This is a genomic window from Leclercia sp. M50, from assembly GCF_037150775.1.
GTDB lineage: Bacteria > Pseudomonadota > Gammaproteobacteria > Enterobacterales > Enterobacteriaceae > Enterobacter.
In genome coordinates, this window is the sequence record NZ_JBBCPK010000130.1 from 1 (window position 1) to 8,956 (window position 8,956).

Annotated in this window: 12 protein-coding genes; 11 read left to right on the forward strand and 1 reads right to left on the reverse strand. The window is 52.0% G+C overall.

Annotated elements, in window-relative coordinates; genetic code table 11:
* The 9 genes from WFM46_RS21170 to sdiA form a co-directional block, all read left to right on the forward strand.
* The coding region (locus WFM46_RS21170) for a flagellin (protein WP_032664882.1) at window positions 1–157 on the forward strand (157 nt) is incomplete at its 5' end.
* 179 nt (window positions 158–336) lie between these two features.
* Window positions 337–1,314 (forward strand): flagellin N-terminal helical domain-containing protein, encoded by a 978-nt coding sequence (locus WFM46_RS21175; protein WP_336998457.1) that lies wholly within the window; start codon window positions 337–339, stop codon window positions 1,312–1,314.
* 158 nt (window positions 1,315–1,472) lie between these two features.
* The gene (fliA, locus tag WFM46_RS21180) at window positions 1,473–2,192 is read left to right on the forward strand and encodes an RNA polymerase sigma factor FliA (protein WP_039030897.1); all 720 of its coding nucleotides are present in this window, start codon (window positions 1,473–1,475) and stop codon (window positions 2,190–2,192) included.
* Between the two features lie 55 nt (window positions 2,193–2,247).
* A complete protein-coding gene (gene fliZ / locus WFM46_RS21185) occupies window positions 2,248–2,799 on the forward strand; it encodes a flagella biosynthesis regulatory protein FliZ (protein WP_336998458.1) in 552 nt (183 codons plus the stop codon).
* A gap of 88 nt (window positions 2,800–2,887) precedes the next feature.
* On the forward strand, window positions 2,888–3,688 hold the full coding sequence (tcyJ, locus tag WFM46_RS21190; protein WP_114314567.1) for a cystine ABC transporter substrate-binding protein: 801 nt from the start codon (window positions 2,888–2,890) through the stop codon (window positions 3,686–3,688).
* Window positions 3,689–3,794: 106 nt separating this feature from the next.
* Entirely contained in the window at window positions 3,795–4,781 is a 987-nt protein-coding gene (gene dcyD, locus WFM46_RS21195) for a D-cysteine desulfhydrase (RefSeq protein WP_103180127.1), read from the forward strand.
* A gap of 21 nt (window positions 4,782–4,802) precedes the next feature.
* The gene (gene tcyL / locus WFM46_RS21200; protein ID WP_103180126.1) at window positions 4,803–5,471 is read left to right on the forward strand and encodes a cystine ABC transporter permease; all 669 of its coding nucleotides are present in this window, start codon (window positions 4,803–4,805) and stop codon (window positions 5,469–5,471) included.
* Complete coding sequence (tcyN, locus tag WFM46_RS21205; protein ID WP_103180125.1) at window positions 5,468–6,220, forward strand: L-cystine ABC transporter ATP-binding protein TcyN; 753 nt, start codon at window positions 5,468–5,470, stop codon at window positions 6,218–6,220. The genes tcyL and tcyN overlap by 4 nt, the downstream gene beginning before the upstream one ends.
* A gap of 220 nt (window positions 6,221–6,440) precedes the next feature.
* Window positions 6,441–7,163, forward strand: coding sequence for a transcriptional regulator SdiA (gene sdiA, locus WFM46_RS21210; RefSeq protein ID WP_103180124.1), 723 nt, complete (start codon window positions 6,441–6,443; stop codon window positions 7,161–7,163).
* Between the two features lie 66 nt (window positions 7,164–7,229).
* Here the strand turns inward: sdiA and WFM46_RS21215 are convergent, their stop codons facing one another.
* Window positions 7,230–7,454: a DUF2594 family protein gene (locus WFM46_RS21215; RefSeq protein WP_103180123.1), complete on the reverse strand. Its 225-nt coding sequence runs from the start codon at window positions 7,452–7,454 to the stop codon at window positions 7,230–7,232.
* A gap of 472 nt (window positions 7,455–7,926) precedes the next feature.
* Between WFM46_RS21215 and uvrY the strand changes: the two genes are divergently transcribed.
* Window positions 7,927–8,583, forward strand: coding sequence for a UvrY/SirA/GacA family response regulator transcription factor (gene uvrY / locus WFM46_RS21220; protein ID WP_103180122.1), 657 nt, complete (start codon window positions 7,927–7,929; stop codon window positions 8,581–8,583).
* The coding region (locus tag WFM46_RS21225) for a GIY-YIG nuclease family protein (RefSeq protein WP_336998459.1) at window positions 8,580–8,956 on the forward strand (377 nt) is incomplete at its 3' end. The genes uvrY and WFM46_RS21225, both read left to right, overlap by 4 nt.

Sequence of the window (8,956 nt, forward strand, 5' to 3'; positions counted from 1 at the left end):
GAATAACCTGTCTGCAGCCCGCAGCCGTATTCAGGATTCCGATTACGCGACCGAAGTGTCCAACATGTCCCGCGCGCAGATCCTGCAGCAGGCTGGCTCTTCTGTACTGGCCCAGGCCAACCAGGTTCCACAGACCATGCTGTCCCTGCTGCGTTAATCTTTTAACGCACTCTCTGAAAGCGCCGCATGCCGGCGCTTTTTTGCATTTTTAGTTAACCGAGAAAAGAGGATATTAAAAACTAAAGTTTAGACCTGACCTGTCGATAACTTTCATGATGGCAATGAAGCCGCAGGCCGCATGCCGTAACTCATGAATAATATTGAAGGATATAAACTATGGCAGTGATTAACACTAACACTCTGTCGCTGATGACTCAGAGCAACCTGAACAAATCTCAGTCAACTCTGGGTACAGCGATTGAGCGTCTGTCCTCCGGCCTGCGTATCAACAGCGCGAAAGACGACGCAGCTGGCCAGGCGATTGCTAACCGCTTCACCTCTAACATCAATGGCCTGAACGTGGCAGCACGTAACGCCAACGATGGTATCTCCCTGGCGCAGACTGCTGAAGGCGCGCTGAGCGAAATCAACAACAACCTGCAGCGTATCCGTGACCTGACCGTCCAGGCGCAGAACAGCTCCAACTCCGCGTCTGACATCGACTCCATCCAGTCTGAAGTCAACCAGCGTATGCAGGAAGTAAACCGCGTTACTAAAGAAACTGACTTCAACGGCATCAAAATTCTGGATAACCGTACAGCGACGGCTAAAAATTATGATTTCCAGGTTGGTTCAAAAGATGGCGAGAAAATCAGCATCGGTATCAATGGAAGCTCTGGCTGGAACCTGGCAACTGCTGGCGCAGCGGGCGTAGATACTGCAACAGAAAACAAATATGTGTTTACTGAAAGCGCAGCTACTCTTGCAGCGGCTGAAACTAAAAAAGAAGCTGTTAATGGCCAAATGCGTACCGTAGCGGCAGTTGGTTTTGACGTTCTTAAAGGTAAAGTTACCGGTGGTGCAACAGGTGTTGCTGCAGGTACAACGCCGCTGACCGATATTGATGCAGCTATCAAAGCAGTGGACACCCAGCGTAGCTCTTTAGGTGCTTCTCAAAACCGTTTTGAATCCACCATCACTAACCTGAACAACACCGTGAATAACCTGTCTGCAGCCCGCAGCCGTATTCAGGATTCCGATTACGCGACCGAAGTGTCCAACATGTCCCGCGCGCAGATCCTGCAGCAGGCTGGCTCTTCTGTACTGGCGCAGGCCAACCAGGTTCCACAGACCATGTTGTCCCTGCTGCGTTAAGTTTTAAATACAAACCCCGCTAAAGCGGGGTTTGTTTATTATGACCTTCACTCGTAAATTCCAAATAACCCCCCATTTCTCCCCCTTTTCACCCGATTAAAACCCCTCCAGAATCGGATAATCATGCCGATAACTCAACTAACGCAGGGCTGTTTATCGTGAATTCACTCTATACCGCTGAAGGTGTAATGGATAAACACTCGCTGTGGCAGCGTTATGTTCCGCTGGTGCGTCATGAAGCATTGCGGCTTCAGGTACGTCTGCCGGCGAGTGTGGAACTGGACGATCTGCTACAAGCGGGCGGGATCGGGTTACTGAATGCAGTTGACCGATACGACGCTCTGCAAGGAACGGCATTTACGACTTACGCAGTACAGCGTATTCGTGGTGCGATGCTGGATGAACTGCGCAGCCGGGATTGGGTGCCACGCAGCGTTCGCCGCAATGCACGCGAAGTAGCGCAAGCGATGGGGCAGCTGGAACAGGAGCTTGGACGTAACGCGACGGAAACCGAAGTTGCGGATCGTCTGGGGATCACTACTGCCGACTACCGTCAGATGTTGCTCGATACCAACAACAGCCAGCTCTTCTCTTATGATGAGTGGCGCGAAGAGCATGGCGATAGCATTGAACTGGTGACGGACGATCATCAGCAGGAAAACCCGTTGCACCAGTTAATGGAAGGCAACGTACGCCAGCGCGTAATGGAAGCTATTGAAGCTTTACCGGAACGCGAACAACTGGTGCTGACCCTTTATTACCAGGAAGAGCTCAATCTCAAGGAGATTGGTGCCGTGCTGGAAGTGGGGGAGTCGCGGGTTAGCCAGCTGCACAGCCAGGCCATTAAACGCTTACGTACCAAGCTGGGTAAGTTATAGGTGATCCTTGTCACCCGTTAAGTGCCGCACAACGTATTGACAACCAGGAGTTATCATGACGGTGCAGCAATCTAAAAGACGGCCATTAAGCCGCTACCTGAAAGACTTTAAACATAGCCAGACGCATTGCGCCCATTGCCATAAATTGCTTGACCGCATCACGCTGGTCCGTCGTGGAGAGATCGTCAATAAAATCGCGATCTCCCGTCTCGATACCCTGCTGGATGAAGCCGGCTGGCAGCAAGAGCAGCAGGAGTGGGTGGCGTTATGTCGTTTTTGTGGCGATCTGCACTGCAAAGAGCAGAGCGACTTTTTCGATATTATTGGTTTCAAACAGTTCCTGTTTGAACAAACAGAGATGAGTCACGGAACGGTGCGCGAGTATGTTGTGCGTCTGCGTCGTCTTGGCCAGCATCTGACCTCGCTGAATATTTCCCGTGAGCTTCTGACCAACGGTTATCTGGATGAAAATCTTGAACCGTGGCTGCCTGCGACCAGCACCAACAACTACCGGATCGCGCTGCGCAAATATGCGCAATACAGGTCGCAAATGCCGATGGCGGTGAAGCAGAAAGTCCACCGCGAAACAACTTCTGTTATATATTAAAAATGAATAACATGTAGCGCAGTCGGGTTTGACCTTGCGGCCGAACGCCCTACACTACAACCAAAATTCCAATCATATCGGGGTATGTATGAAATTTGCACTTCTGGGTCGTCAGGCGCTGATGGGTGTAATGGCCGTTGCGCTGGTTGCGGGTATGAGCGTCAAGACCTTCGCTGCAGAGGGCCTTTTAAACAAAGTTAAAGAGCGCGGCACGCTGCTGGTTGGGCTGGAAGGAACCTACCCTCCGTTCAGCTTCCAGGGTGACGACGGTAAACTGACCGGTTTTGAGGTGGAGTTTGCTGAAGAGCTGGCAAAACACCTCGGTGTTAAAGCGTCGCTGAAGCCGACCAAATGGGACGGCATGCTGGCCTCGCTGGACTCAAAACGTATTGATGTGGTGATTAACCAGGTCACCATCTCTGACGAACGTAAGAAAAAGTATGACTTCTCCACCCCATATACCGTCTCCGGTATCCAGGCGTTGGTGAAAAAAGGTAACGAAGGCTCCATTAAATCTGCTGCCGACCTGAAAGATAAAAAAGTGGGCGTCGGTCTGGGGACCAACTACGAAGAGTGGCTGCGCCAGAACGTGCAGGGCGTTGATATTCGCACCTATGACGACGACCCGACCAAATACCAGGATCTGCGCGTAGGCCGTATTGATGCCATTCTGGTTGATCGCCTGGCGGCGCTGGATCTGGTGAAGAAGACCAACAACACCCTGGCCGTTGCCGGTGATGCCTTCTCCCGTCAGGAAGCCGGCGTTGCGATCCGCAAAGGCAACGAGGATCTGGTCAAAGCCGTTGACGGTGCCATTGCCGAGATGCAGAAAGACGGCAGCCTGAAGGCGCTCTCCGAAAAATGGTTCGGGGCAGACGTCACAAAGTAAGCAGTTGACTGAAAAAAAAGGCGCTTTGATAAGCGCCTTTTTTATTTCCTCGCCATCAACGTGCATAATAAAAAAATCAGACTTAGACAGGGTTATGGAGGTTTTCATGTCATTACAGAACCTGACGCGTTTTCCGCGCCTGGAATTTATCGGCGCGCCGACGCCGCTGGAGTATTTGCCGCGCTTATCGGATTACCTGGGGCGCGACATCCTTATCAAACGTGATGATGTGACGCCCATAGCAATGGGGGGCAACAAACTGCGCAAGCTGGAGTTCCTCGCGGCGGATGCGCTGCGTGAAGGGGCCGACACGCTGATCACCGCAGGCGCTATCCAGTCGAACCATGTTCGCCAGACCGCTGCCGTCGCGGCAAAGCTGGGGCTGCACTGTATCGCCCTGCTGGAAAACCCGATTGGCACAAAGGCGGAAAATTATCTCAGCAACGGCAACCGTCTACTGCTGGATCTGTTCAATGTACAGATAGAGATGTGCGATGCGCTGACCGATCCCGTGGCGCAGCTGAATGCGCTGGCGACCCGCGTTGAAGCCCAGGGTTTTCGCCCGTATGTGATCCCGGTTGGCGGTTCGAATGCGCTGGGTGCGCTGGGCTACGTCGAAAGCGCCCTGGAGATTGCCCAGCAGTGTGAGGGCACGGTCGGTCTCTCCTCGGTGGTGGTGGCCTCCGGCAGTGCAGGCACCCATGCCGGGCTGGCGGTCGGGCTTGAGCAGCTGATGCCGGAGGTTGAACTGATTGGCGTCACCGTATCGCGCAGCGTAGCCGATCAAAAACCGAAGGTAGTGTCGTTGCAACAGGCGGTGGCACAGCAGCTGGAGGTGAGCGCAAAGGCGGATATCGTGCTGTGGGATGACTATTTCGCGCCGGGCTACGGCACGCCTAATGATGAGGGGACCGAGGCGGTGAAACTGCTGGCGCGTCTTGAAGGGATTTTGCTGGATCCGGTCTATACCGGCAAAGCTATGGCCGGGCTTATTGACGGAATCGAACGGAAACGCTTTAAAGATGAAGGCCCGATTCTGTTTATTCATACTGGCGGGGCGCCCGCTCTCTTTGCCTACCATCCTCATGTCTAAATCACAGGCAGAAAAATCATAATGCAAGAAAGTATCCAACTGGTGATTGATTCGTTGCCCTTCCTGCTGAAAGGCGCCGTATTTACGCTGCAGCTGAGTATTGGCGGGATGTTTTTCGGTCTGGTGCTGGGCTTTGTGCTGGCGTTGATGCGCATGTCGCCTCTGCTGCCCGTGCGCTGGCTGGCGCGTTTTTATATTTCCATCTTCCGCGGCACGCCGCTAATTGCCCAGCTGTTCATGATTTACTACGGCCTGCCGCAGTTTGGTATTGAGCTGGATCCCATCCCGGCGGCAATGATCGGCCTGTCGCTTAATACTGCTGCCTATGCGGCGGAAACCCTGCGTGCAGCCATCTCCTCCATCGACAAAGGCCAGTGGGAAGCTGCAGCCAGTATCGGGATGACGCCGTGGCAGACCCTGCGCCGGGCCATCCTGCCGCAGGCCGCGCGCGTGGCCCTGCCACCGCTCAGCAACAGCTTTATCAGTCTGGTAAAAGACACCTCGCTGGCGGCCACCATTCAGGTGCCGGAGCTGTTCCGCCAGGCGCAGCTGATCACCTCGCGCACGCTGGAGGTCTTTACCATGTATCTGGCTGCCTCGCTGATCTACTGGATCATGGCAACCGTGCTGTCCGCGCTGCAAAACTATTTTGAAAACCAGCTTAACCGCCAGGAGCGTGATCCGAAATGAGTGCTATCGACGTTAAAAACCTGGTGAAGAAATTTCACGGCCAGACGGTGCTGCACGGTATCGACCTGGAAGTGCAGGAGGGCGAAGTGGTGGCGATTATCGGGCCCAGCGGGTCCGGTAAAACCACGCTGCTGCGCAGTATCAACCTGCTGGAGCATCCAGAAGCCGGTACCATTCGCGTGGGTGATATCACCATTGATACCGGTAAGTCGCTGGGTCAGCAAAAGGGGCTGATTCGTCGTCTGCGTCAGCACGTCGGCTTTGTCTTCCAGAGCTTCAATCTGTTTCCCCATCGCACGGTGCTGGAAAACATTATTGAAGGGCCGGTAATTGTCAAAGGCGAACCCAAAGAGGAGGCCACAGCCCGTGCCCGGGAGTTACTGGCAAAAGTGGGGCTTTCCGGGAAAGAGGGCAGTTACCCGCGCCGTCTCTCCGGTGGACAGCAGCAGCGTGTGGCGATTGCCCGCGCGCTGGCAATGCGTCCTGATGTGATCCTGTTTGATGAACCGACCTCAGCCCTGGATCCGGAGCTGGTGGGGGAGGTGCTGAATGCCATTCGCCAGCTGGCACAGGAGAAACGTACTATGGTCATTGTCACCCATGAGATGAGCTTTGCGCGCGATGTGGCAGACAGGGCGATTTTTATGGATCAGGGACGTATTGTGGAGCAGGGGCCAGCGAAAGCGCTATTTGCCGATCCTCAGCAGCCCCGTACCCGGCAGTTCCTTGAGAAATTCCTGATGCAATAGCATATTTGCTTTTAATTGCTCCGGAATTAATCTCCGGAGCAAAATATTCATCCCTGAAATGAATGGTCCCGCGATTTTATCCCGCCACAAACCCCCTAAGTGCATAAAATCTGTAGATAATTACCTCAGGGTCGATATTTTATACATATAAATAAGATTTATGTGTTAATTTAAGAAATCATAATAATGATTATCTTTACAGGGGCTTCATTCACTTGGTATGAAGGATTTAGACTTTTTTACATGGCGACGGGAGTGCTATCTCCGTTTTCAGGAGATGACATCCGCCAGCGAGGTATATCCCGAACTTCAGCGTCAAACTCAGAGCCTGGGTTATGAGTATTTCGCTCTCTGCGTCCGTCATCCGGTACCGTTTACCCGACCGAAAGTCTCGGTGCATTCAACCTATCCGCAACAGTGGATGGCGCACTATCTGGCGGAAAATTATTTCACCATCGATCCTGTGCTGAAACCCGAGAATTTCGTCCACGGGCATTTACCCTGGAACGACGCCTTATTCGCCGAAGCGCAATCCTTATGGGACGGCGCGCGCGACCACGGCCTGCGCAAAGGGATCACCCAGTGTCTGATGCTGCCTAATCATGCGATGGGGTTCCTGTCGGTCTCCAGCACCAGCCTGTCGGTTAATATGATGGCGAATGAAGTGGTTGAGTTGCGTCTGCAAATGCTGGTGCACATGGCCTTGACCACGCTGCTACGCCTGGAGCATGAAATGGTGATGCCACCCGAGATGAAATTCAGCAAGCGCGAAAAGGAGATCCTGAAATGGACAGCGGAAGGCAAAACCTCAGCAGAAATAGCGATTATTCTCTCTATCTCTGAAAACACGGTGAACTTCCACCAGAAGAATATGCAGAAGAAATTCAATGCGCCGAATAAAACGCAAATAGCCTGCTATGCGGCAGCGACGGGCATTATCTGACTACACTTCAGTTCTGCGTGGCAGACGAGTAAACGGCTGAATGCACTGCTTTCAGCCGTTTTTGTTTTATTGACGGTAAGCTTGCTTGATTTGCTTAACGGTGCTGGAAAATACCTCAGCCTGAGCCTGGTCTTCCATCTGCGCAATCTGGCGTTCCATCTTAATGATCACACGACCGGCATCCGCCTGGCCCATTGCCTGCAGCATCAGGGTCAACAGAGATTTCAGACAGGAGACTTCCTGTGCCAGTTCTTGATTATTCTCAGCAGTGGCAAAATCAGGTGTGCTCATTTATTTTCCTCATGATAAAAACGGCGCTTGAGCGCATAGTTCAAAGTTCAAGGCGGCGGAGTATACCACAAGCCTTAAAAAAAAACGCAGTGCTTGTTTTTTGTACTTTTAGCCGGTTTGGTTATTTAATTGAATGACCGTTCGCCCTACACTTTTAAGGCGTTAAGCGCAGGGTAATTGTTTAACTAAGGTAGTTAACAGGTTAATTATTGTTACAAAATTACGTGTGGTATTTTAACAATAAAAAAATAGCCTCTAAAATCTGTAAATTTTTGAAAACATTAGCCTAAAAAATGATGCCTAAGCCGCATGGCGCAAGGCTTCCGTTTCCAGTTGATGTACAAGTTAATTTCCAAAAAAGAGAGTTATAACGAAGGCCTGCATTTTTTAACGTTTTCAGTTTGCGATAAAAAACGTTAATATGAGCCGAATTAACTGTCTGTAGCGTTATCCCTATTCTGGAGAATTTCCTTTGATCAACGTCCTTCTTGTTGATGACCACGAACTGGTGCGCGCAGGGATACGACGCATTCTTGAAGATATTAAAGGTATAAAAGTTGCTGGCGAGGCCTGCTGCGGTGAAGATGCCGTCAAATGGTGCCGGACGAATAGTGCTGATGTTGTCCTGATGGACATGAACATGCCCGGTATTGGCGGCCTTGAAGCAACGCGTAAAATCGCGCGCGCCTGGGTTGATACCAAAGTGATCATGCTGACGGTTCACACTGAAAATCCTCTTCCTGCAAAAGTGATGCAGGCGGGCGCCGCGGGCTACCTGAGCAAGGGCGCTGCCCCTCAGGAAGTGGTTAATGCTATCCGTTCTGTCTATTCCGGGCAGCGCTATATCGCTTCTGATATCGCGCAGCAAATGGCGCTCAGCCAGATTGAACCAGAAAAGACCGAATCACCGTTTGCCAGTTTGTCTGAGCGCGAATTGCAGATTATGCTGATGATTACCAAAGGCCAGAAGGTGAATGAGATCTCTGAGCAGCTTAATCTCAGCCCAAAAACGGTGAACAGCTACCGCTACCGTATGTTCAGTAAGCTGAACATTCATGGCGATGTCGAACTCACTCACCTGGCCATCCGTCATGGTCTGTGCAATGCCGAGACCCTAATTAGTCAGTGAGTGAAGTGTTTGATTCCAGTGCTTTCCTGAAAACCGTCACCAGCCAGCCAGGCGTCTACCGGATGTATGACGCAGGCGGGACGGTTATCTACGTCGGTAAAGCGAAAGATCTTAAGAAGCGTCTTTCCAGCTATTTCCGCAGCAATCTTGCCTCCCGCAAAACTGAAGCGCTGGTCGCTCAGATCCAGCAGATCGACGTCACTGTGACCCACACAGAGACCGAAGCGCTGTTGCTGGAGCATAACTACATCAAGCTCTACCAGCCGCGTTATAACGTGCTGCTGCGCGATGACAAATCCTACCCGTTTATTTTTCTCAGCAGCGATACCCATCCACGTCTGGCTACCCATCGCGGTGCCAAACATGCGAAAGG

Excerpts from the sequence above, each read along its gene's own strand:
- fliZ (WP_336998458.1), top strand. The coding sequence starts at position 2,248 with ATGACGGTGCAGCAATCTAAAAGACGGCCATTAAGCCGCTACCTGAAA.
- sdiA (WP_103180124.1), top strand. The coding sequence starts at position 6,441 with ATGAAGGATTTAGACTTTTTTACATGGCGACGGGAGTGCTATCTCCGT.
- WFM46_RS21175 (WP_336998457.1), top strand. The coding sequence starts at position 337 with ATGGCAGTGATTAACACTAACACTCTGTCGCTGATGACTCAGAGCAAC.
- WFM46_RS21215 (WP_103180123.1), bottom strand. The coding sequence starts at position 7,454 with ATGAGCACACCTGATTTTGCCACTGCTGAGAATAATCAAGAACTGGCA.
- tcyJ (WP_114314567.1), top strand. The coding sequence starts at position 2,888 with ATGAAATTTGCACTTCTGGGTCGTCAGGCGCTGATGGGTGTAATGGCC.
- dcyD (WP_103180127.1), top strand. The coding sequence starts at position 3,795 with ATGTCATTACAGAACCTGACGCGTTTTCCGCGCCTGGAATTTATCGGC.
- tcyL (WP_103180126.1), top strand. The coding sequence starts at position 4,803 with ATGCAAGAAAGTATCCAACTGGTGATTGATTCGTTGCCCTTCCTGCTG.
- tcyN (WP_103180125.1), top strand. The coding sequence starts at position 5,468 with ATGAGTGCTATCGACGTTAAAAACCTGGTGAAGAAATTTCACGGCCAG.